Annotated in this window: 19 protein-coding genes; 14 read left to right on the top strand and 5 right to left on the bottom strand. The window is 66.4% G+C overall.

Annotation, left to right across the window (positions count from 1 at the left end; translation table 11 throughout):
* Nucleotides 1-264: 264 nt before the first annotated feature.
* Together ACTJLD_RS15710 and ACTJLD_RS15705 are read right to left on the bottom strand one after the other, a co-directional pair.
* The gene (locus ACTJLD_RS15710) at nt 265-2,613 is read right to left on the bottom strand and encodes a sensor histidine kinase (RefSeq protein ID WP_440659248.1); all 2,349 of its coding nucleotides are present in this window, start codon (nt 2,611-2,613) and stop codon (nt 265-267) included.
* Nucleotides 2,606-3,439 (bottom strand): response regulator transcription factor, encoded by an 834-nt coding sequence (locus tag ACTJLD_RS15705; RefSeq protein ID WP_027792808.1) that lies wholly within the window; start codon nt 3,437-3,439, stop codon nt 2,606-2,608. Before ACTJLD_RS15705 ends, ACTJLD_RS15710 begins: the two co-directional genes overlap by 8 nt.
* Before the next feature lie 1,437 nt (nt 3,440-4,876).
* On the opposite strand from ACTJLD_RS15705, the gene ACTJLD_RS15700 reads away from it, so the two are divergent.
* From ACTJLD_RS15700 to ACTJLD_RS15680, 5 genes are all read left to right on the top strand, one after another.
* Complete coding sequence (locus tag ACTJLD_RS15700; RefSeq protein WP_440659247.1) at nt 4,877-9,529, top strand: YadA-like family protein; 4,653 nt, start codon at nt 4,877-4,879, stop codon at nt 9,527-9,529.
* A gap of 127 nt (nt 9,530-9,656) precedes the next feature.
* On the top strand, nt 9,657-10,319 hold the full coding sequence (locus ACTJLD_RS15695; protein WP_059699667.1) for an OmpA family protein: 663 nt from the start codon (nt 9,657-9,659) through the stop codon (nt 10,317-10,319).
* 339 nt (nt 10,320-10,658) lie between these two features.
* Nucleotides 10,659-11,573, top strand: coding sequence for a LysR substrate-binding domain-containing protein (locus ACTJLD_RS15690; protein ID WP_060358115.1), 915 nt, complete (start codon nt 10,659-10,661; stop codon nt 11,571-11,573).
* Between the two features lie 164 nt (nt 11,574-11,737).
* Nucleotides 11,738-13,012: a dicarboxylate/amino acid:cation symporter gene (locus ACTJLD_RS15685; RefSeq protein WP_226160114.1), complete on the top strand. Its 1,275-nt coding sequence runs from the start codon at nt 11,738-11,740 to the stop codon at nt 13,010-13,012.
* Nucleotides 13,009-14,469 carry an aspartate/glutamate racemase family protein gene (locus tag ACTJLD_RS15680; protein ID WP_440659246.1) on the top strand — a complete coding sequence of 487 codons (1,461 nt, stop codon included), beginning with the start codon at nt 13,009-13,011 and terminating at the stop codon, nt 14,467-14,469. The genes ACTJLD_RS15685 and ACTJLD_RS15680 overlap by 4 nt, the downstream gene beginning before the upstream one ends.
* 198 nt (nt 14,470-14,667) lie before the next feature.
* Here ACTJLD_RS15680 and ACTJLD_RS15675 read toward each other — a convergent pair whose 3' ends face one another.
* A complete protein-coding gene (locus ACTJLD_RS15675) occupies nt 14,668-14,856 on the bottom strand; it encodes a hypothetical protein (RefSeq protein ID WP_027792802.1) in 189 nt (62 codons plus the stop codon).
* 165 nt (nt 14,857-15,021) lie between these two features.
* On the opposite strand from ACTJLD_RS15675, the gene ACTJLD_RS15670 reads away from it, so the two are divergent.
* From ACTJLD_RS15670 to ACTJLD_RS15630, 9 genes are all read left to right on the top strand, one after another.
* On the top strand, nt 15,022-15,237 hold the full coding sequence (locus tag ACTJLD_RS15670) for a DUF3820 family protein (RefSeq protein WP_027792801.1): 216 nt from the start codon (nt 15,022-15,024) through the stop codon (nt 15,235-15,237).
* 119 nt (nt 15,238-15,356) lie between these two features.
* Nucleotides 15,357-15,866: a hypothetical protein gene (locus ACTJLD_RS15665; RefSeq protein WP_027792800.1), complete on the top strand. Its 510-nt coding sequence runs from the start codon at nt 15,357-15,359 to the stop codon at nt 15,864-15,866.
* A 197-nt stretch (nt 15,867-16,063) separates the two neighbouring features.
* On the top strand, nt 16,064-16,579 hold the full coding sequence (locus ACTJLD_RS15660) for a hypothetical protein (RefSeq protein ID WP_060174440.1): 516 nt from the start codon (nt 16,064-16,066) through the stop codon (nt 16,577-16,579).
* A gap of 104 nt (nt 16,580-16,683) precedes the next feature.
* The gene (locus ACTJLD_RS15655) at nt 16,684-17,835 is read left to right on the top strand and encodes a c-type cytochrome (protein ID WP_440659245.1); all 1,152 of its coding nucleotides are present in this window, start codon (nt 16,684-16,686) and stop codon (nt 17,833-17,835) included.
* Between the two features lie 13 nt (nt 17,836-17,848).
* Nucleotides 17,849-19,603 carry a cytochrome c oxidase subunit I gene (ctaD, locus tag ACTJLD_RS15650; protein ID WP_027792797.1) on the top strand — a complete coding sequence of 585 codons (1,755 nt, stop codon included), beginning with the start codon at nt 17,849-17,851 and terminating at the stop codon, nt 19,601-19,603.
* Nucleotides 19,600-20,211 (top strand): cytochrome c oxidase subunit 3, encoded by a 612-nt coding sequence (locus ACTJLD_RS15645; RefSeq protein WP_175899594.1) that lies wholly within the window; start codon nt 19,600-19,602, stop codon nt 20,209-20,211. Before ctaD ends, ACTJLD_RS15645 begins: the two co-directional genes overlap by 4 nt.
* On the top strand, nt 20,208-20,942 hold the full coding sequence (locus ACTJLD_RS15640) for a heme-copper oxidase subunit III family protein (RefSeq protein ID WP_440659244.1): 735 nt from the start codon (nt 20,208-20,210) through the stop codon (nt 20,940-20,942). Before ACTJLD_RS15645 ends, ACTJLD_RS15640 begins: the two co-directional genes overlap by 4 nt.
* Before the next feature lie 8 nt (nt 20,943-20,950).
* Nucleotides 20,951-21,292 (top strand): cytochrome C oxidase subunit IV family protein, encoded by a 342-nt coding sequence (locus ACTJLD_RS15635; RefSeq protein WP_027792794.1) that lies wholly within the window; start codon nt 20,951-20,953, stop codon nt 21,290-21,292.
* A gap of 128 nt (nt 21,293-21,420) precedes the next feature.
* A complete protein-coding gene (locus ACTJLD_RS15630) occupies nt 21,421-21,741 on the top strand; it encodes a high-potential iron-sulfur protein (RefSeq protein ID WP_321840798.1) in 321 nt (106 codons plus the stop codon).
* A 112-nt stretch (nt 21,742-21,853) separates the two neighbouring features.
* Here the strand turns inward: ACTJLD_RS15630 and ACTJLD_RS15625 are convergent, their stop codons facing one another.
* A complete protein-coding gene (locus ACTJLD_RS15625) occupies nt 21,854-22,237 on the bottom strand; it encodes a hypothetical protein (RefSeq protein WP_060174437.1) in 384 nt (127 codons plus the stop codon).
* A gap of 212 nt (nt 22,238-22,449) precedes the next feature.
* Nucleotides 22,450-22,833, bottom strand: a complete 384-nt coding sequence (locus tag ACTJLD_RS15620) for a c-type cytochrome (RefSeq protein ID WP_059699475.1) — start codon at nt 22,831-22,833, stop codon at nt 22,450-22,452.
* Nucleotides 22,834-23,115 lie beyond the last annotated feature (282 nt).

The following is a 23,115-nucleotide window of genomic DNA, read 5'->3' as shown; positions in this document are numbered from 1 at the left end:
GGGGGAGGCCCGGCGCGATGAACCGGGCTGCGCTGAAACCCGGGTTAACGGCAGGTCGTCGAAGAAATCGAGGCCCGGATGCAATCCAAGTGGGCGCGGTGCAGCGCGCAAACGTGTGCGTGCCGGGTGCTCGACGGGGCGCGTACCGGAAAGCGCGAGCGGGGGCGCGGCTGGCGAAGCGATCGCGTTGCGGGCCGGACGATCGGCGCGGCGGAATCCGGAACGCGGGCCTGACGCGGTGCCGGCGATGTCCCGTCCGCGCGATCAAGCCGGCCCGGCCGCGTCCGTCTCCGCGTCATGCGTCGCCGCCGCGTGGCGTGCGCGTTTCAGCGTACCGGCCAGCTTCTCGATCGCATGCAGGTCCAGCGTATCGAGATGCTCGCGCACCTCCTGCACGAAGGCCGCGTAATCCTGTTCGTCCGCGTACTGGCCGAGCCATTCCTCGATATCGGTGAGCTGCCCGTTGCCGGCAAGCCGGATCAGCGCGTCGAGTGCATCGTCGGGCGGGCAGCCCATCGCGGGCGCGGTGCCGCCCGGCACGACCTCGTCCGCCGCATGAAACCGCCACACGAGCTCCGATGCCGGCACGAGCACGTGCCCGACGGCCGGCGCGACGATCGCGAACGAGAACGACGTGCCGACGCCGGGCTGGCTCGCGACGGCCAGCTCGCCGCCCATCGCGCCGACGATGCGCTGCGCGATGAACAGGCCGAGCCCGGTGCCGCCGTTGACGGCCTGCACCTGCTGATACGCGCGAAAGATGTCGCGGGTGCCGCTGATGTCGATGCCGATGCCCGTATCGGCGACCTCGAACAGCAGGCGCCATGCGTCGCCTTCGCGCGACGCATGCACCGACAACGTGACCGTGCCGTCGCGCGTGAACTTCGATGCGTTGGACAGCAGGTTCAGCAGCACCTGCTGCAGCCGCATCCCGTCGATCGACATCGTGCGCGGCAGCGGGCTGGCCGGCCGGTACACGAACCGGTTGTCCTGCTGCGCGCACAGCGCGAGTGCATAGTGGCCGATGTCGTCGAGCAGGCCGGGCAGGTCGGTCGCGTCCGGCGACACGCCGAGCGGCTGCAGCTCGGCCTTCGTGAACGCGAGCAGTTCGTCGATCAGCGTGAGCTGGTAGCGGATGCTGCGGTCGATCGAGCGGATCAGCCGTGCCTGGCCGCGCGTCGCGCCTTGCAGCAGCAGCTTCGCGTAGCCGTTGATCGTCGACAGCGGCGCGCGCAGGTCGTGGCTGACGTAGCCGAGCGTCTCGATCTTCTGCTGCATGTGCGTCGTGACCTGCTGGAGCGCGTCGTTGAGCGCGAGCGTGCGTCGTGCGACTTCGTCGCGCAGGCGATCCTGTTCGGTGAGCTGCCAGTGTTCGAGCCGCTTGCGCGCCTCGGTGCGCTGACGGCCCACGTGATGGATCCACGCGGCCAGCACCAGCAGGTGCGTGGCAAGCCCGACGATCGCGATGACGGGGTTCGGATAGATGTCGGACTTGAGCCAGGACAGCACCGGCGGCAACGCGTCGATGCCGTCGAGCACGCGGATCAGCATGTTGAAGGTGGCGAACGCGATCGCGATCAGCATCACGCGGCCGGTCGGCGTGCGGCGGACGGCGAGCCACAGCGCGAGGCTGATGTTGACGATCCCCAGCGCCGCGTTCAGCCGCAGGCAGAACCACGTGAAGGTCAGCAGGTCGCCGCAAGCGGCGCCGGCCACGCCGACGAACTCGAGCGCGAGGAATGCCATGTAGACCGCGCGCAACGGCAGCCTGGCCTGTTCGCGCCGGGCGACCGTCAGGATGAAGACGATGAAGCAGGCGATCGCGAGATACACGAAGATGATTTCGCCGCGCGCCGACCACTCGCGCAGCGCGGGCGGCAGCGCCATCGCCGTATAACCGCGGTAGGCCGCTTCGAACAGCGTCGTGCCCAGCGCAAGCCCGGCCAGTACGTAGAACATGCCGCTGCGCGAAAAGAACCCGATCAGCAGCGCACACCACACGAGCGCGAGCAGCCCGCCGAAGAAACCGAAGTCCCACATCGTCGCGCGCCGTTCCAGCGCATCCCATGCCGCACGGGTGAATGCCGCCGGCGCGAGCCGCATCTCCTTGCGCGACGTGACGCGGATCAGCACGGGGATGCTTGCGCCGGCGGGCAGCGTGACGTCGAGTGCCGGGTAGCGCGACGGCGGCCCGGCCGCATCGCCGCCGGCATCGGCGGCCGGGAAGCGGCTGTCGAGCATCCACCGGCCGTTCCGGTCGACATAGAAGTCGGCATGGTCGACGCGCGCATCGCGAATCGCCAGCACCAGCGGCCGAGCGGCGCTGTCACGGTTGACCAGCGTCGCGCTGACCCACCATGCCGACCGCGAAAACTCGATGTTGAACGAGGGCGCTGTCGTCGTGGACGCATCGTGCGGCCGATCGGCAACGCGCGCGGCGACCTGTTCGGCGGTCATCGTCGTGCTCGCGTCCTCGAACACCGACACGGCTTCCAGTTGCGCGGGGTTCGGCGTCGCTGCCGCGCGGGCCGTCGCGCAGGTGACGGCCAGTGCGATCAGAAGCAGCAGCACCGTGCGCCATCCGGCCGCCCAAGCCGCGTCGCGACTACACATCGGGATGATGCCCGCCGGGTGTGGGCGGTGCGTTGACCGCATGGCGCTGGCGCCGCCAGTCGGACGGCGTGATGCCGAAGCGTTCGCGGAACGCCGTCGCGAAATTGCCGGGCGTGGAAAAGCCGATTTCCTCGGCGATGTCGCCGATTCCCATCGACGTCTCCGCGAGGAAATGCATCGCGGCGCGCAGGCGCGTGTCGCGCAGGTACTCGAACACGGTCAGGCCGAGCTGGTCGCGGAACACGCGCGACAGCCGCTTTTCGTGCGTGCCGACCTGCCGGGCGAGATCTTCGAGCGCCGGCGGATGGCGCAGGTCGCGCAGCAGCACCTCGGCCGCCGCGCGCACGAGGGCCGCCTCCGGGTTGTCGGGCATCTCGGGCAGGTGCGCGAACGGCTGGCTGCGCCGCGCGCGCTTCAGGTGGTTGCGGATCCGGGCCAGCACTTCGGTCGGCTCGAACGGCTTGACGATGTAGTCGATCGCGCCGGTTTCGAGCCCCGCGATGCGATCCTCGAGATCGCCCGCGGCCGTGAGGATGATGACCGGGATGGACTGCGTCGACGGCGTCGACGCCAGCAGCCGGCACGCGGCGAAGCCGTCCATGCGCGGCATGCGGACATCCATCAGGATCAGGTCGGGCGCGATCGCCTGGGCGCGGTGATACGCCTGCAGCCCGTCGAACGCGACGCTGATCCGGCACCGCGCGGCCCGCAGGATTTCGGTCAGGAGCCGCAGGTCGTTCGGGCGATCGTCGACGACAAGAATATGGGCGTCGGCGAGATCCGGCGTGGAGCGAAGCGACGCCGGGCTGGACGAGCGGGATGACATGGTGGCGGACGCGGTGGAAGGGTGGTCGGTCGGATTGAAAGCTTCGCTTTCAGCGCGATTGTTGCGAAAAATTATATGTCGACAACAGTACCGATTGTGAGGATTCCGTGCGGCCCGTGTGGGCATATTCGGCGGGGCGCCGCGCGGTTTCGGCACCGGCGTTCCGCCGAATGGAATCGGAGTGGAAAAACATGCCGAAGTGCATTTTTAATATCGGTCTTTATTTCCGGATTTTATCGGTTGACGAATCGAATTGGCCCGCAGAATGAATTCGAGCGGGTTGTGTCGAGAGACGATGCCTTTCAGTGTGAAGTTGATGCACTGAATCGACGCTCGCCCGATTAATGTCTTTTTGCGGGGTGGTCAAGATTTATCCGGATGAAAACCGGATTTCGGGCGTGAATGTATGAATGTAAATACCGTCTGCTCGGGAAAAGTTTTTTTCCGCTCCAGAAAAGATGCGTTTGAACGGATGACCGCACACTAGCCCCGGCGCGGCTGGAATCGGTTCTTCGAGGGGAACGGTTTTGCAAGGATTCCTGCCGCTGCCCTATTCGGATGACGCGATATTCAATGTGACATCGAATGATGGCAATTCTCAGGATGTGGGAATGCGATGACGGACAAGAAAATTGGCACGAGGGTAATACAAATTTCATAATTTTCCGAATGAGTGCGTATACAAGATAAGCGGAAAGATTGTGAGGTTGGTCAGGGTGTGACGCATCGACCAAAAAAATCGTCAAGAAAATTCGATCGATTAAATCGATGCGGGGGCGTTCGGCAAGTCAGGCGCTATTTCCGGAAATCCGGAAAAGCGTTTGACTGCCGGCGGAGAGAGTGAGCGGCTGCGTGCGCAGCCCGGCGGCCTGATCCGTCCGGGTGCGATCGCGCAGCGCGTTCTCGAATCAGGCGGGCACGAAAAACATGAATGCGACAGGCATGGCAGGTCAACGCACCGGTTCGAGCGAACCGGGTGCGCATGCTTCACACCCGGGGACCACTCGGCGTCATCCTCCTCCTGAATGAATCGTGACGGGCCGTCCCGGGGTTCGGGTCGGCATCCGTCCATCCGGCGTCTGAACGACGCCTTCCCATGAAATTCGAGGTCGCCGCCGGCTCGGCGCGACGGCGCGCGCACGCGGATTCGCGATGCGCGGGGTCGCGCGTTGCCGTCTTTCGCGCGACATCGGCTTCGATGAACCGATAACCGGCGAGTGCCGCCGCGCCGCGTGCCGATGCGCGCTTGCGGCGTGCAGTCGTGCGATCGCTCGCGCGATCGCGATTACCGAGCAGTGTTGTTCGATCGTTTAGTTAGCCATCCAAAGTGAAGCGCGAAGCGTCGCGGCACGGACGAGGGGGCAGGCCGATGCGTCATCGCCTGCCGTCGCGTTCGCTGCCGCGTCATCCAGCACATGAGAACCGAGGGAACACAAGATGAACAAGTCGTTCAAGTCGATCTGGAACGAAGCACTGGGGGCCTGGGTTGCGGCTTCCGAGCTTGACCGTGCGCGCGGCAAGCGTGTCGCGTCGGCGAGCGGCCCGCGCGAGCATGCGGCGAACGAGGGCGCCGCGCAACGCGCGGGCCTGCTTTCGGCGCCGTCGCCGCGACGGCTGGCCGTGCTGATGGCGTCCACGTATCTTGCGTTGTTCCATGCGGGGGCGCACGCGCAATACGCGCCCGACGGCGGTTCCGCGACCGGCGGCGTGACGTCGATCTCGATCGGCGTCGGGTCGAGTGCCGCGCAGCAGAACTCGACCGCGCTGGGCAACCTGTCGACGGCAGCAGGCGTTTCCGCCACGGCGCTGGGGCCGGGCGCGCATGCGATGGCAGACGGTTCGACGGCCGTCGGCATCAACGCGCAGGCGACCGGCGTCAACAGCGCATCGCTCGGCGTGCAGGCGATTGGTTCGGGCGCATATTCGGTGGCGGTCGGCAATCTGTCGAGCGCGACCCAGAGCGGTGCGGTGGCGATGGGCAGCGGCGCGGCGGCGACCGGCGTGTCCGCCGTCGGCCTCGGCAACAATGCGCTGGCGTCCGGCCAGTATGCGGCTGCGGTGGGGCTCGGTGCGAGCGCGGTCGGGGCCCAGAGCGTTTCGCTCGGCTATGCGTCGCATGCTACCGACACGGGCGCCGTCGCGCTCGGCAACCAGTCGACGGGTTCCGGCGCGGCCGCCGTGGCCGTCGGCAGCGGTGCGCTGGCGAGCGGCAATTCGGGTATCGCGATGGGCGTCAACAGCGGCGCGAAGGGCGGTTCGTCGATCGCGATCGGCTGGGGCGGGACGGCCGGCGTACCGGGCTCGGGCACGCAGTCGCTTGGCGTCAGTTCGATCGCGCTGGGTTCGAAGACGACAGCCGGTGCCGATCAGGCAATGGCGTACGGCCTGAGCGCAAATGCGTCGGGCGTGAGTTCGATCGCGATGGGTGTGCAGTCGACCGCGACACAGCAGTTTGCGGTCGCGCTCGGCAATCTCGCGCTCGGCAGCGGCATCTCCGCCACCGCACTGGGGCCCGGTGCGACGGCGTCGGCTACGAATGCGACGGCCATCGGCATCAACAGCGTCGCGGCCGCGGCGTCCACCGTGGCGATCGGCGACAGCAATTCGGTCGCGGCCGCGGCAGGCGCGGGGTCGATCGCAGGCGGCAACAGCTCGAAGGTGTTGAGCGGCGTCGGGGCGGTCGCGCTCGGCCTGGGTCAGACGGTCAGCGGCAACGGCGCGGTGGCGATCGGCGACCCGAGCACCGCGATCGGCACCGGCGCGGTCACGATGGGTTCGAACAACACCGCGAACGGCGACGGCGCGGTTGCGATCGGCAATTCGAACCTCGCGCAGGGCACGGGCTCGCTCGCGCTCGGCAATACGTCGACGGCAGCGGCAGCCGGTGCGGTGGCGTTCGGCGCGTCGGCCGTGGCGAACAATGCAAACGACGTCGCGCTCGGCTCCGGGTCGACGACGGCCGCGCCGAATCCGACGGCGAGCGCGGTGATCGGCGGCGTCACCTACAACTTCAACGGCACCAACCCGACCAGCGTCGTCAGCGTCGGCGCGGCGGGCACCGAGCGCCAGATCACCAACGTCGCGGCCGGGCGCATCAATTCGGCGAGCACGGATGCGATCAACGGGTCGCAGCTCGATGCGACGAACCAGGCGGTGAATTCGCTGTCGACGTCGACCGCGTCGAGCGTCAGTTCGTTGTCGACGGGGGTGTCGTCGTTGTCGACCGGGCTGTCGTCGGCCAATAGCGCGATCACGTCGTTGTCCACGTCGACGTCGACCGGGATCGGCTCGTTGTCGACGGGGTTGAGTTCGACCAACAGCTCGGTGACTTCGTTGTCGACGTCCACGTCGACCGGGCTGTCGTCGGCCAATAGCGCGATCACGTCGTTGTCCACGTCGACATCGACCGGCATTACCTCGTTGTCGACGGGGTTGAGTTCGACCAACAGCTCGGTGACGTCATTGTCGACGTCCACGTCGACCGGCCTGTCGTCGGCCAACAGCGCGATCACGTCGTTGTCCACATCGACGTCGACCGGTATCAACTCGTTGTCCACGGGCTTGAGTTCGACCAACAGCTCGGTGACTTCGTTGTCGACGTCCACATCGACCGGGCTGTCGTCGGCCAATAGCGCGATCACGTCGCTGTCCACGTCGACGTCGACCGGCATTACCTCGTTGTCGACGGGCTTGAGTTCGACCAACAGCACCGTGACTTCATTGTCGACGTCCACGTCGACCGGGTTGTCGTCGGCCAACAGCGCGATTTCTTCACTGTCCACGTCGACTTCGACCGGCCTGAGTTCGACCAACAGTTCGGTGGCTTCGCTGTCGACTTCGACGTCGACCGGCATCAGCTCGTTGTCCACCGGCCTGAGTTCGACGAACAGCTCGGTCACGTCGCTGTCCACATCGACGTCGACGGGCATCAGCTCGCTGTCCACCGGCTTGAGCTCGACGAACAGCACGGTCACGTCGCTGTCGACATCGACGTCGACCGGCATCAGCTCGCTGTCCACCGGCCTGAGTTCGACGAACAGCGCGGTCACGTCGTTGTCCACGTCGACCTCGACCGGCGTCGCTTCGCTGTCCACCGGCCTGAGCACGACCAACAGCACCGTGACATCGCTGTCCACCGCGACGTCGACGAGCATCGGCTCGTTGTCCACCGGCCTCAGCTCGACGACCAGCTCGATTTCGTCGCTGTCGACGTCGACCTCGACGACCGTCGGCTCGCTGTCCACCGGCCTGTCGAGCACGAACAGCAACCTGACGTCGCTGTCCACCGCGATGTCGACGGGCATCGGTTCGCTGTCGACCGGCCTCAGCTCGATCGCGTCGAACAACGGCAATCTCGGCAACAGCACGGCCGGCGCGATCGGCGGCGGGGCCACCTACGACCCGACGACCGGCACGATCTCCGCGCCTTCGTACGTGACGTACAACAGCGACGGTTCGACGACCGTCAACAACAACGTCGGCTCGGCGATCGACAACATCAACGCGCACGGCATCAAGTATTTCCACGCGAACTCCACGGCACCGGACAGCCAGGCGCTCGGGCTCGACAGTGTCGCGATCGGCCCGAGCGCGGTCGCGAAGGTGGACGGCAGTATCGCGCTCGGCGCCGGGTCGGTGTCCGATCGCGCGACGGTGCCGGCGTCGGGGACCATCCGCAACGGCAGCGCGTCGATTCCGTTCAACACGACCGACCAGACACTGCTGGGCGCGGTATCGGTCGGCGACGCGACGAGCAAGACGTATCGCCAGATCACCAACGTCGCGGACGGCACCGGCCAGCAGGATGCGGTGACCGTGCGGCAGCTGGCCGGCGCGCTGCAGTCGTTCGCGGTCACGACGACGAAGTACTTCCACGCGAACTCGACGGCCGTCGATTCGCTCGCGGTCGGCGCGGAGTCGGTCGCGGTCGGCCCGACGACGGTGGTCAACGGCGACAACGGCGTGGGGATCGGCAACGGTGCGATCGTCGATGCCACCGCGCCGGGCGGCGTCGCGATCGGCCAGGCAGCAAGCGCCGCGCAGGCCGATGCGATGGCGCTCGGCAGCGGCGCGACGGCCACCGGCGCGCAGTCGGTCGCGCAGGGCGCCAACGCGGTTGCGGCGAGCGTCGGCAGCGTCGCCCTCGGTTCGGGCGCGCACGCCACGGCAACCGATGCGCTCGCATTCGGGGCCGGTGCGTCGGCGACGCTCGCGAACAGCATCGCGCTCGGTTCGGGTTCGCTGACCACCGTCGGCGCGCAGGCGAACTACATCGCGTACGGCCTGAGCAGTCCGCAGTCGTCGGCCGGCGAAGTCAACATCGGCAACCGGCAGATCACCGGCCTCGCGGCCGGCAAGAGCGGCACCGACGCGGTCAACGTGTCGCAGCTCGACTCGGTCGCCAACCAGTTGACGACGCTGATCACCCAGCGCACGTCCAACCTCGGCGGGTCGTACACGACGAACCCGACCGGCACGAACGTGCCGCCGGGCTCGACGGGGCCGAATTCGTCGGCGGGCGGCTCGGGCGCGGTCGCATCGGGCTCGAACAGCACGGCGGTCGGCAACGGGTCGCTGGCGTCCGGCAACGGTTCGACCGCGATCGGCGTCGGCTCGACCGCAACGGGCAACGGGTCGACCGCGATCGGCACGGGCAGCAACGACGGCGGGCGCTCGAACGTCGTCGCGGTCGGCTCGGCGGAGTCGGCGCGCCAGGTCGTCAACGTCGCGGCCGGCACGCAGGGCACCGACGCGGTCAACGTGAACCAGCTGAACGCGGTATCGAACCAGTTCACGCAATCGCTGAACACGGTCAACAACCAGCTCACGCAGATGCAGCAGCAGATCCAGCAGACCGATTCGATGGCGCGCGACGGGATTGCCGCGACGGCCGCCATGGCGTCGATCCCGCACATGGACCGCGACTCGAACTTCGCGATGGGGGTCGGTACGGCGAGCTTCCTCGGCCAGAAGGCGATGGCCGTCGGCATGCAGGCGCGCCTCACGGAGAACCTGAAGGCGACGCTGAACGGCGGTTTCGCCGGCAGTCAGCGCGTGGTCGGCGCGGGTATGTTGTATCAGTGGAAGTGATCCGTGCGCAGCGAACCGTTTCGGCGTGCAGCGCCGGAACGGTTCGCGCTGAACGAGAACGCATCCGCATGCGGCCGCACTGCCGCGCCGCATGCGCGATATCGAACCGATTTTCGGGAGTGAATCAGTGAAGAAAACTTCTCTTGCCCTGCTCGTGTCCGTGGTCTCCCTGGCCGCCTGCTCGAGCGCGTCCGGGCCGACGTTCAATGCATACGAACTGCAGCCGAGAAACGGCGTGCGGACGTTTCGCGTCGATTGTCACGGCATCCTGTCGAGCGAAAAGACCTGCATGAAGGTCGCGACGCGCATGTGCGACACGCAGCCGGTCCGGCTGGTCGATGCGGAGGCGCCGTTCCGCGACGGCGCGGATCCGCGGTCGATCGAGTTCCAGTGCGGCGCGGCACCCGCGCCGCTTCCGGCGCCGGTGGCGGCGGCACCGGCCGCCGCGGAAAAGGTCAGCCTGACCGGCGACACGTACTTCGCGACCGACTCCGCAACGCTGACGCCCGCCGCCCGCGCTTCGCTCGACGCACTGCTGAGCCGTCAGGCGGACCGGCATTTCTCGTTGGTGAAGGTGACCGGTTATACCGACTCGGTCGGCTCGGATGCGCACAATCTGGCGCTGTCGCAGCGTCGCGCGGAGGCGGTCGGGTCGTATTTGCGCGAGCATGGCGTGAACGCGGATTCCGTGACGGCCACCGGAAAGGGGGAGGCCGATCCGGTGGGCTCCAACGAGACCGCCGAAGGGCGGGCGAGCAATCGACGCGTGGAGATCCTGCTGCAGAAGTAGCGGGTGGGGGCCGCGAGCGGTACCGGCGAAGGCGGCCGGCTCGCGGCCGCATCGTCGCCATGATGATCAAGGTTGGTCGCGCGCGGCAGCCGATGCCGGCTCCGCTGCCGTCGCGCTCCGCCTCGATCATGGCGAACCGGGACAGCCGGCGCCGGACCGAACGCGGAGCGTACGACCGCCGGGTTTCCCGATCCTGTACCCTGTCCATGTCTTTCGTGCGTTCCGCGGCGGTCGTCGGCATGACGACCGCCGTGCTTTCCGTTACGATGCGCCCGGTCGATCAGCGCCGTGCCCCCGGTCGGCAGCAAGTCGATCCGGTTGCAGACCTCCAAGGCAAACATGGAAATCAAGTGGATCGAGGATTTCATCGCCCTCGCTCAATATCAAAGCTTTTCCCGGGCGGCGGAGTTCCGCAACGTCACGCAGTCGGGCTTCAGCCGTCGCATCCAGTCGCTCGAGCAATGGATCGGCGCCGAACTGATCGACCGCAGCAGCTTTCCGCCGGTCCTGACGCCGGCAGGGCGGCTGTTTCGCGAGACGGCGGAAGACGTCCTCAGCCGCCTGTTCGACACGCGGGCGATCATCCGCACCGAGCAGCGCATCGCGGGCAAGAGCCTGCAGATCGCGGCGGGTCATACGATCGCGCTGAATTTCCTGCCGTCGTGGCTCAAGGCGCTTGCGCCGCATTTCGGCGAGGTGCGGGCACGCGTCGTTCCGACGAATGTCCACGATTCGATCCTGATGCTCGTCAACGGCAACTGCGAGCTGATGTTCGCCTATCACCATCCGGAGCTGCCGCTTCATCTGGATCCGGTCAGGTACGAACACGTGACGGTCGGCCTCGACACGTTGATGCCGGCCTGCCGGCCTAACCGCCGGTCGGCGCCCGCATTTCGCCTTCCCGGGACGAAGCAGCACCCGCTGCCGCTGATCTCCTATACGGAGACCAGCTACTTCGGGCGCTGCCTCGCGTTGCTGCTCGATCGCGCTCCGGATGCGCCGGCGTTGCAGCTGCACTACGAATCCGACATGGCCGAAGTGCTGAAAAAGCTCGTGATGGAAGGCGAAGGCGTGGCGTGGCTGCCGCGGAGTGCGATCGCCGCCGAGCTGGCGGCCGGCGAACTCGTGCCGGCCGGGCCGGCGGCATGGAACCTCGAAATCGAGCTGCGCGTCTATCGCGACGCGTCCAATCGCAGCGAGTTCCTGGAGACGCTCTGGCAGCATCTGCGCGCCGAACCGTCGCGGCGCGGCTAGGGTTTTCCCGCCTTATGCGAGTCTCGCATACCGCCATGATGCACCGGCATCATGGTCTGTTCTGCCATCCCTACCATTCGTTCCAACGACAAATGTGACGCGTGGCCCGCGTCGCGCGGCCCGTCGCCTGCCGGCGGTCGGGCGTCACCCAAGGACGGATGGACATGAAAAATCGGCTTACCTCAAGCATCGCAATCGGCATGGTCCTCGGCGTCGCCGCCGGCTATGCGTGTCACACGAGCATCGCGGACCCGGGCACGCTCAAGACGGTCGCGGGGTATTTCTCGATCGTGACGGACATCTTTCTTCGGCTGATCAAGATGATCATTGCGCCGCTGGTGTTCGTGACGCTCGTTTCCGGACTGGCCGGCATGGACAGCGGCGAAGACGTCGGGCGCATCGGCCTGCGCTCGGTTGCGTGGTTCGTCTGCGCATCGCTGGTTTCGCTGGGCCTCGGCCTCGTCATGGCCAACGCGTTGCAGCCCGGCGCCGGCCTGAACCTGGCGGAACCCGCGGGCGAGGCCAACCTCGGCCTGAATACCGCGGCACTGAACGCCAGGGACGTGATCACGCACGCGTTTCCGACCAGCCTGCTCGACGCGATGGCGCGCAACGACATCCTGCAGATTCTCGTTTTCTCCGTCTTTCTCGGCATCGCGCTGGGCGCGCTGAAGCACGATCGGCGTGTCGGCATCGTCATCCGGTCGATCGACGGCATGGTGCCGGTGATGTTGCGCCTGACGAACTACGTGATGCGCGCGGCGCCGCTGGGTGTCTTCGGTGCGATTGCGTCGTCCGTCGCGCTGCGCGGGCTCGACGTGATCTACACGTACGGCAAGCTGATCGGCGCGTTTTATCTCGGGCTGCTCGTCCTCTGGACGATCCTGATCGGCGCCGGATACCTGTTTCTCGGGCGGCGCGTCGGCGCGTTGCTGAGGGCCGTGCGCGAACCGGCGTTGATCGCGTTCTCGACCGCCAGCAGCGAAGCGGCGTATCCGCGCCTGACCGAGCAGCTCGAGAAGTTCGGTGTCGACAAGAAGGTTGTCGGTTTCACGCTGCCGCTCGGTTATGCATTCAACCTGGACGGCTCGATGATGTATCAGGCGTTTGCGGCCCTCTTCATCGCACAGGCGTTCGGCGTGCACATGCCGCTTTCGCAGCAGGTGTTCATGCTGCTGATCCTGATGTTGAGCAGCAAGGGCATGGCGAGCGTGCCGCGCGGATCGGTGGTCGTCGTCGCGGCCGTCGCGCCGATGTTCCATTTGCCGGCGGCCGGCGTGGCCATGATCCTGGCGATCGACCAGGTGCTCGACATGGGCCGCACGATGACGAACGTGATCGGCAACAGCGTGGCGACGGCCGTGATCGCGAAGTGGGAGGGCGCGCGCGCCGCGCAGCCGGACAGCGCCGCGTTCGATTCGCGGGAGCTGAACGCATGACGCACCGGGACATCGCAGGCACGGGGCGGACGTTCGGCGTGGTCGGCGGCCTCGGGCCGCTGGGAAGCGCCGACGTGTTCTTCAAGCTGGTGAAGTCGACACCTGCGTCGTCCGACGAGGATCACGTCGACCTGATCTTCGAGCAGCACCCGTTCAGGGGTTCGGGTTCGGGCAGCGCGGCGACGACGGCGCGCAAGCTGTACGTGTTCGACATGATCCGCACGTTCGAGAAACGCGGCGTGACGACCGTGGTGCTGCCGTGCTTCCTGAGCCACACCTTCATCGACGAACTGAAGGCCAATACGCGCCTGCCGATCGTGGACATCGTCGAAGCCGTTCGCAGCCACGTGCAGCGCACGTATCCCGGCGCCATACGCATCGGCGTGCTGGCTTCGGACCATGTGCGGGCCGACGGGCTGTTCGAACGGTATTTCCCGGCGCCGCAGTTCGAGATCGTCCATCCGCGGCCGCGCGGCGATGTCGATCCCGTCGCCGAGGCGATTTACGGGGCGGACGGCATCAAGCGCGGCAATCTTCGCGGCCGGCCGGTCGAGCTGCTGCGCGACGCATGCGAGGATCTGGCGGACCAGGGCGCGCAGGTCATCGTTCCGGGGCTGACGGAGATCGCGCTCGTGGCGGACGAAATCGGGCCGCTGCGGATACCGCTGATCGATTCGAATCTCGCGTATGCGCAGTACGCGGTTTCGACCCGATGCGCGGCCCGTGCACCGGTATTCAAGATCGGGGTCGTCGGTGGCGTCGGGCCGGCCGCGACGGTGGACTTCCTGGACAAGATCGTGCGAAACACGCCGGCTTCGCGCGACCAGGAGCACATCAAGCTGCTGGTCGAACAGAATCCGCAGATCCCGGACCGCACGGCGAACCTCGTCGGCGACGGTACCGACCCCACGATCTCGCTGTATGCGACGTGCAGGCGGCTTGAGGACGGGGAGGCGGATCTCATCGCGATTCCGTGCAATACCGCGCATGCGTTTGTCGAGCGGGTTCAACCGCACCTCGGCATTCCGATCGTAAACATGCTGACCGTGACGGCCGCCCATCTGCGCGATGCGTATCCGGGGCTGCGCGAGGTCGGCGTGCTGGCAACGTCGGGCACGATCGAAAGCGGCGTATACGAAAAGGCGCTCGAATCGTATGGATTCCGACAGGTCGCGCCGGCGCCGGCACTGCAGGCGCGCGTGATGGAAGCAATCTACGGAGAGCGGGGTGTCAAGGCCGGCTTTACGACCGGCCAGTGCCAAGCGGACATCGGCGCCGCCGTCGACGCGCTGATTGCCGACGGCGTCGACGTGATCGTTCTCGGCTGCACCGAGCTGCCGATCCTGCTGCCGGGCCGCGAATATGTCGCGCCGAACGGTGTGCGTGCGACGCTGGTCGATCCGACCGACGTGCTCGCGCGCCAATGCGTGGCGTACGCGACGGCTGCCGGTGCTTGAGATTGAGATTGGGCTTGAAATTAAGCGGCCGCGCCGCCTTCGACGCGGCGGCCGGCGGGTGTCGGATGTGCCGCGTGGTTCGGGCGGCGCAGGCGTGGATCAGCCGATGCCGGTCTTGTGCGATTCCACGATGACCGCGCGCGTGACGAAGCAGTTTCCGGAGGCCGACAAACCGGGCGCCCGGCAGCGGGCGCCATGTCAGTGTCTGAGCACGCAGACGGCGACGATTTCGTATCCGGGGTCGGCATGCATGTGCGCCGCCATTTCCGCTTCCTCATACGAACGAAACGACGTGGCATCTTCAACCGCCGGTGCCATGCCGATATCGCCATCCTCGGCGGTGCACAGGAACTGCTCGCCGGTCTTCACGACGTAGACGGACAACATGATTCCCTCCATCGTTTGCAGGGGGAAATTTCAGTCTAGCAGGCCAGAAAAGGGGCGCGGGCGGTTTGCGGCGCCCCGTTTCCGCGAGGCTGTTGCCGGAGGGTTTGCCGCGTCGCGTGTCAGCCTGGTATGCGACAGGAGCGGAAAGCCGTGCACAATACCGGCATGCAGACCCCAGATCTCGAACACCTCGTCACCGTCACCATGCCCTTTGGAAAGTACAAGGGCCGACTCATTGCCGACCTGCCCGGGCCTTACCTCAACTGGCTGGCCCGCGAAGGGTTCCCGCGCGGCGAAATCGGCCGGCAGCTTGCGCTGATGCATGAAATCGACCACAACGGCCTGCGGGACTTGCTGGAGCCGTTGCGCAAACGCGGATAGCGTCGCTCGGGGCCGAACGGCTTCGGATGCGGCACCGTCGCTGGCCCGCGCGCACCTACTGCGTTGCCATTGCTGACATAGAATGGAAAGAGTAGTTGACGGCACAAAGGGGTGCCAACATGAGACGCCTTTATTTCCTCGTACCCGATACGCAGATGGCCAAGGCCATCGTCGACGATCTATTGCGCGCACGTATCATCTGGCGCCATATCCACGTCCTCGCCGATCACAGCGTCACACTCGATCAGTTGCCCGAAGCATCGTTGCTGCAAAGCAGCGATGTCGTGCATGCGCTCGAGCGCGGCGTCGCGCTTGGCGGCGCGGCGGGTGCACTGATCGGCCTCGTCGCGCTGGTATTTCCCCCGGCGGAACTCGTGATCGCAGGCGGCGCCGTTGTCGGGTTGACGCTGGCGGGAGCGGGTTTCGGGGCGTGGACCGCCGCGATGATCGGCATCGCCGAGCCGAACGCGCGACTCCAGCGATTTCGCGAGGCCATACAGGAAGGCCAGATCCTGATCATGGCCGATGTGCCGGCATTGCGAGAGCAGGAAATCGAGGAGATGGTCGCCAGGCACTTTCCGACGGCGGACCTGGAAGGCGCCGAGCCCACGACACCGATCTTTCCCTGACGCGCGACAGCAAGCCGGCCTGCCCGATACCCGGGTTCATCGACGCATTTCGTCGAGCGCACGGCCGCGCGCGGAGAAGGGCGTTCGCACGTTGCGCAGGCAACCCTGCTTCCGAATCGCTCGAGTGACGCAGGCCCGACGCGCGTGACGCCCTCGGAACCGAAGCGCCGACGTCGAAGCGTCGGCAAGGAGGTCGTATGGAACTGCACATGCAATCGCACCATTGGGCGCGTCGGACGCCGGACTGGGTCGCCGCCGCCGTGGCCGGTCTCGCAGGCGGTGCGCTGGTGATCGCGCTGGAATTCGTCTGGTCGACACTCGTGCTCGGCTCGAGCCCGTGGCAACCGACACACAAGATCGCGGCGATGGTGATGGGCCGCAGCGCGCTCGGCCAGATGACGCAATTCAACCTTGAAATCGTCGCGATGGCGCTGCTGCTGCACTACGTGCTCGGCGCGATCATGGGGGTGATGCTCGCCGCGATCATGGCGCCTTTCCGCCTCGATTCAAGCGTGGGCATGGAAGCCGCCATCGGGCTGGCGTTCGGGATCGTCGCGTATGGGTGGAACTTCTACGTCATGACGGCCGTGTTCCCGTGGTTCGTCTCCGAGCGGGGTGCCGGGCCGTTGCTGGCCAACCTGTTGTTCGGCGTGGTTGCGGCCATCACCTACGGCAGGCTGGAGCGATTGCGCAAGCGGAACGTGGACGACTGATACATCGCGTTTCCCGCCGCGCCGAGCCTGACCACCCGGCGTTCGCGGGAGACACGGAACCCGGTGTCGGCGGCGCCGGCGAGTGATACGCAGCGAGGCGGCCTATGGCCCTTGCGATTGCCCTGGTCCTGATCATCCTGTTGGCGGTGGGGTTTCACTTTGCCAGTCCGTGGTGGATCACGCCGATCGCGTCGAACTGGGTGCGCATGGACGACATGCTGACGATCACGCTCGTCATCACCGGTGCATTCTTCATCGCCATCAACCTGTTCATCGTCGTCGCGCTGGTGCGCTATCGCCACCGCAGCGGGCATCGCGCGGCCTACGAGCCGCACAACCGGCGGCTGGAATGGTGGCTGATCGGCCTGACCGCCGTGGGCGTGGCGGCGTTGCTGGCGCCGGGGCTGTTCGTCTACGCGGACTACATCCGGCCGCCGCGCAACGTGCTGCAGATGGAAGTGCTCGGCCAGCAATGGCAATGGCGCTTCCGCTTCGCGGGCCCCGGCGGCAAGCTGGGCACGACGGACGTGCGCTACATCAGCAACGACAACCCGTTCGGCCTGAACCCCGCCGACCCCAACGGCCGTGACAATTACCTGATCGAGACGCCCGAGGTGCACCTGCCGCTCAACCGGCCGGTCCAGGTGCTGACGCGCTCGCGCGACGTGCTGCACGATTTCTACGTTCCGCCGTTCCGGGCGCGGATGAACATGGTGCCGGGCATGGTGACCACCTTCTGGTTCACGCCGACCAAGGCGGGGCGCTACGACATCCTGTGCGCGCAGCTCTGCGGGATCGGGCACTCCGGCATGCGCGGCGTGGTGGTCGTGGAAGACGAAGCCGCGTTCTCGCGCTGGCTGGCGCAGCAGACCACCTTCGCGCGGCAGCAACTCGCCCGCGTGCAGGCAGCCCCCGCCGCTGCCGGCGGCAGCGCGCACGCGCTCGTCGAACTGGGCAAGACGCTCGCGGCGGCCAAGGGCTGCGTCGCCTGCCATACCGTGGACGGCAGCCCGCTCGTGGGCCCGACCTGGAAGGGCCTGTACGGCAAGACCGAAACGATGGCCGACGGCAGCACCGCGAAGGTGGACGAAGCCTATCTGCGCGCGTTTATCCGCAATCCGGCGGCGCGGGTCGTGAAGGGGTTCTCGCCGATCATGCCGCGCTTCGACCTGAGCGACCAGGAACTGTCCGCACTGGTGGCATATATCGAGGCGCAAGGTGGGCCGCCTCCGGCCGGTACCGCGGCCAGGCAATAGCGGAGCAGAAACCATGACCTATGCGCACACCGACCACGCCCCGCAGAGCTTCTGGACCCGCTATGTCTGGAGCCAGGACCACAAGGTCATCGCGGTGCAGTATGCGATGACGGCCATCGCGATCGGGCTGGTCGGCCTCGTATTGTCCGACCTGATGCGGCTGCAGCTCGGCTTTCCGGGCAAGTTCGCCTTCATCGACGCGAACCACTACTACCAGTTCGTCACGATGCACGGGATGATCATGGTGATCTACCTGCTGACGGCGCTGTTCCTGGGCGGCTTCGGCAACTACCTGATCCCGCTGATGCTCGGCGCGCGCGACATGGTGTTCCCGTTTCTCAACATGCTGAGCTACTGGGTCTACCTGCTGGCCGTGCTGGTGCTGGCGGCGAGCTTCTTCGTGCCGGGCGGGCCGACCGGCGCGGGCTGGACGCTGTATCCGCCGCAGGCCATCCTGCCGGGCACGCCGGGCGTCGAATGGGGCATCGTGCTGATGCTCGTGTCGCTGGCGATCTTCATCGTCGCGGCGACGATGGGCGGCCTGAATTACGTGACCACCACGCTGCAGGCACGCACGCGCGGCATGACGCTGATGCGCATGCCGCTCACGGTGTGGGGCATCTTCATCGCGACCATCATGGCGCTGCTGGCGTTTCCGGCGCTGTTCGTGTCGGCGGTGATGATGCTGTTCGACAGGACGCTCGGCACCAGCTTCTTCGTGCCGGCCGTGGTGTCGATGGGGCAGACGCTCAAGCATGCCGGCGGCAGCCCGCTGCTGTTCCAGCACCTGTTCTGGTTCTTCGGGCATCCGGAGGTCTACATCGTCGCGCTGCCGGCCTTCGGCATCGCGTCGGACCTGATCAGCACGCACGCGCGCAAGAGCATCTTCGGCTACCGGATGATGGTGTGGGCCATCGTCATCATCGGCGCGCTGAGCTTCGTGGTCTGGGCGCACCACATGTTCATCGCCGGCATGAATCCGTACTTCGGCTTCTTCTTCGCCACCACCACGCTCATCATCGCCGTGCCGACCGCCCTCAAGGTCTACAACTGGGTGCTGACGCTGTGGCGCGGCGATATCCACCTGACCGTGCCGATGCTGTTCGCCATCGGCTTCATCAGCACCTTCGTGCTGGGCGGGCTGACCGGGCTCTACCTCGGCAACGTGAGCGTGGACATCCCGCTGTCGAACACGTATTTCGTGGTCGCGCATTTCCATATGGTGATGGCCGTGTCGCCGATCCTGGTGGTGTTCGGCGGCCTCTACCACTGGTACCCGAAGGTGACGGGCCGCATGCTCGACGACACGCTCGGGCGTGCGCACTTCTGGATCACCTTCGTCGGCACCTATGCGATCTACTTCCCGATGCACTATCTCGGTATCCTCGGCATGCCGCGGCGGTATTACGCGTACCAGGGCTACAGCTTCATCCCGCATTCGGCGCAGACGCTCAACACGTTCATCACCGTCGTCGCGCTGATCGTCGCGGCCGCGCAGTTGCTGTTCCTGTTCAACCTCGCGTGGAGCCTCGTGCACGGCCGGCGCGCCGACGGCAACCCGTGGCGGGCCACCACGCTGGAATGGCAGACGCCGCAAACGCCGCCCGCGCACGGCAACTGGGGCGCGGCGCTTCCCGTCGTCTACCGGTGGGCATACGAATACAGTCCGCCGGGGCAAGAGGAAGATTTCGTGCCGCAAAACCAGCCGCCCGCGACGGTGCCTGAACCGGCCCACCCGGCGCTTCACCCCGGCGAGGCCCACGAATGACCACGCTGCCGCGCCCCTTCGTTCACGACGCGCGACCCGGCTTGCCGAATGCGGGCCGCACCGGCCTGATCGTCTTCATGGCGGTCGCGACGACGTTGTTCTCGCTGCTGCTGCTCGCCTATGCGATGCGCATGCGCGAGCCCGACTGGCAGCCGATCCCGCATCCGGCGCTGCTGTGGTGGAACACCGGCGCGCTGGCGCTGGCCAGCGTCGCCATGCAGCGAGCCCGGCAACTGACCTTGCACCGCACCGCGTGGCTCGTGTGCGGCGGCGTGCTGGCGGCCGTGTTCGTGGCCGGGCAACTGACCGCCTGGCACCTGCTGTCGGCTGGCGGGCAGACCGTTGCGGTCAATCCGTCGAACAGCTTCCTCTACCTGCTCACCGGCCTGCACGGATTGCATGTGCTGGGCGGGCTGGCGGCGTGGGCGGTGACGATCGCGCAGCTCCGGCGCGCAGACCCGTTCCGGGCCCGGCGTGTCATCGATCTGTGCGCGCTCTACTGGCATTTCCTGCTCGCGGTGTGGCTCGTGCTGCTGGCGGCGATGTGGTGGCTGACCCCCGGGATCGTCGCCGCCGTCTGCGGGCCGCTGTATGGAGCCGCGCCATGACCGCGCCCACGGCCCCCACCGGATCCGCCGCCGATTCGCCCGCGGCCCCGCCTGTCGATGCGCCATCCGCCGACGCCCGGCCCGACGGCTGGCGCGGCATCGTCACGGACTGGTCGGCCGATCGCGAAGCCTTCAAGGTGCCGTGGGGCAAGGCGATGATGTGGATCTTCCTGCTGTCGGACACCTTTGTCTTCAGCAGTTTCCTGATCGGCTACATGACGGTGCGCATGTCGACCACGGCGCCGTGGCCCGATACCGCGAAGGTGTTCGGGCTCAGCGTGGGCGGCGTGGAGGTGCCGTTGCTGCTGATTGCGATCATGACGTTCACGCTGATCAGCAGCAGCGGCACCATGGCGATGGCCGTCAACTTCGGCTACCGGCGCAACGCGAGGCCCGCCGCCGCGCTGCTGCTGGCGACCGCGCTGCTGGGCGCCACCTTCGTGTCGCTGCAGGCGTTCGAATGGAGCAACCTGATCTTCCGGGAAGGCATCCGCCCGTGGGGCAATCCGCTGGGCGCGGCGCAGTTCGGCGCGTGCTTCTTCACGATCACCGGGTTCCACGGCTTTCACGTGACCTGCGGCGTGATCTACCTGCTGCTGATCGCGCGCAAGATCCTGCAGCCGGGGTTCGCCGAACAAGGCAACTTCCAGATCGTCGAGATCGCCGGCCTGTACTGGCACTTCGTCGACCTGGTGTGGGTGTTCATCTTCGCGCTGTTCTACTTGTGGTGAGGCAGGCCATGGACCATACCGATCCCGCCGATCGACCCGACGCCGCGCACGGCCAGCAGCATCCGATCGGCCTCTACCTGAAGATCTGGGGCCTGCTGTTCGTGCTGAGCACGTTGTCGTACCTGGTCGACTATTTCAACGTGCAGGGCCTGTTGCGCTGGGTACTGATCGTCGTGCTGATGATCGCGAAGGCCGGGCTGATCGTGTCGATCTTCATGCACATGATGTGGGAGCGGCTGGCGTTGGTGTACGCGATCCTCGTGCCGCCGCTGTGCCTGCTGGTGCTCATGGTGCTGATGGCGGCCGAGGCGCATCACACGTTCGGGATGCGGGAATTGTTTTTTCGGTGATTCCTTCGCAGGGGATGAACGTGTCGCAGCGCGACGGGTACGGTGACGGGCCGCGGTTGTGCGCCGGGCGGCTTCGCGGCATCGGAGGATGCCGGTCATCCGGCCACGCAAACATCGAGGAGGGCAAGATGAAGTTTTCACGCCGACGTTTTATTGCTGCCACCACCGTTCTGGCATCCGCGCTGGCCGTTGGGCGCCGCGCGGCCGCGGCAGATGCCGGGGCCGGTGCCGTGCAGGAAACCGATGCAAACGCCCAGGCCCTCGGCTACAAGACGGATGCAAGCCGGGTCGACCATGCGAAATTCCCGAAATTTCAGGCGGGCGAGGCCTGCGCGAATTGTCAGTTCTTCCAGGGCAAGACCGGTGCGACCACGGCGCCGTGCACCATTTTCGGCGGCAAGCAGGTCAATGCGAAAGGCTGGTGCGGCGCTTACGCGAAAAAGGCGTAGCTGGGCGGGGGCGAGCCGGTGGCCGGGATACGTGACGCCCGGCCCACCCCATGACTGATCGGATTCGAGCCACGCACCCGGCGCGACGCGAGATCCGGATGGCAGGCAAGGGTCAGAGATCGCCGCGCACTTCACCGGTTCCCAGCGCGGTCCGCTGCCGGTTGACTTCCGCCCAAAGCTCGTCGCTGTCGTCGTTGCGCAGCAGGACCATCCAGTCCAGCTGATCGTCGGTCACGTCGAAGTATTCCAGGATCTCGCGGCGAGCCGCATCGACGAACTGCGCGAATTCCGGGGTTGCCTGGGCCTGCGCGTGCAACGCGTCGTATTCCGCATCGTCCGCGCCGCCGCCGTGCTCGTCGATGTAGTGCGAGATCCACTGGTCTATTTCGCGGTCGTAGTCGGCTTCGGCGCGCATCGCTTGCACGGCCGTGTGGAAATCCAGTTGGGCAAACGCGGCGATCGCCGCCGTTGTCGCCTCGTCGAAGGTAGTCGTCATTCCATTTCTCATGTTGATCAGCGCGCATCATCGCACGGGCTGCGCCCGGGCAGGTGCGTCGAATCAGGATGGCGCAACACACGGCTTGCGTGCCGAAGTCCGACCCGGGCAACGGCACCATTTTCGGAAGGTTGATGCCTCCGCCGGATATCGCGTCGGCGGTATGTTACCGGCTCGAAACGACCCGGAGCGGTCAGCCGGTCAACACGGAATCATCGGCTGTTGGAAATCACGTCGCTCATGTATTGATTCAGGTCGCGAAAATCCTGGACGGTCCAGGCGTGCGGCGCCAGCTTTACGCCGTTCTCCCTCAAGGTTCTCGGAATCAGGTCCCCGTTCGGGCGAAGTATTACCGACGAAACGATGACGCCTGGATAGTCGTGGAGCCGCTTTTTGAACGCGGCAGTGGTGAGGTCGGGCGTGGGGGGATTGCTTTTCCTGGCCAATGGCCCGGTGCCCTTGATATCTGCTCCATGGCACATCGCGCATCTCTGTATGAAGAGATTTTTCCCGTTGATGTTTTGCGAGAAGGCGAGTGACGGCTGAGTCAACACCCACGCTCCCAGCGAAGTGATGAGCAATGCTTTTGCTTTCATTTTCCTTGTCGTATCACGCGGATTGCCGGGTCGGGGAGTATAAATGCGTCATCGCGGAATGGCCGCGCCTGGCTGAACCGGGTCGGACGGCCGGGCGTCCGTATCGCGCCCTGTTGCAGTCCCGGCCCCCACCGCCATCCCATGCCGCCCTCAGGGTCGTCATGGAAAACTGTATGAATATACAGTATAGTGTCCGTCGAAATCGGGCCGCACAGGTGCAACCCTTGCGGCGCGTGCGCCGCGCCTGCGGGCATCCGCCGCAGCGTTCCGGCACCGGGCACT

The organism is Burkholderia sp. 22088, assembly GCF_052045915.1.
Classification (GTDB): Bacteria; Pseudomonadota; Gammaproteobacteria; order Burkholderiales; family Burkholderiaceae; genus Burkholderia; species Burkholderia cepacia.
This window is presented reverse-complemented; position numbering and strand designations above follow the sequence as displayed.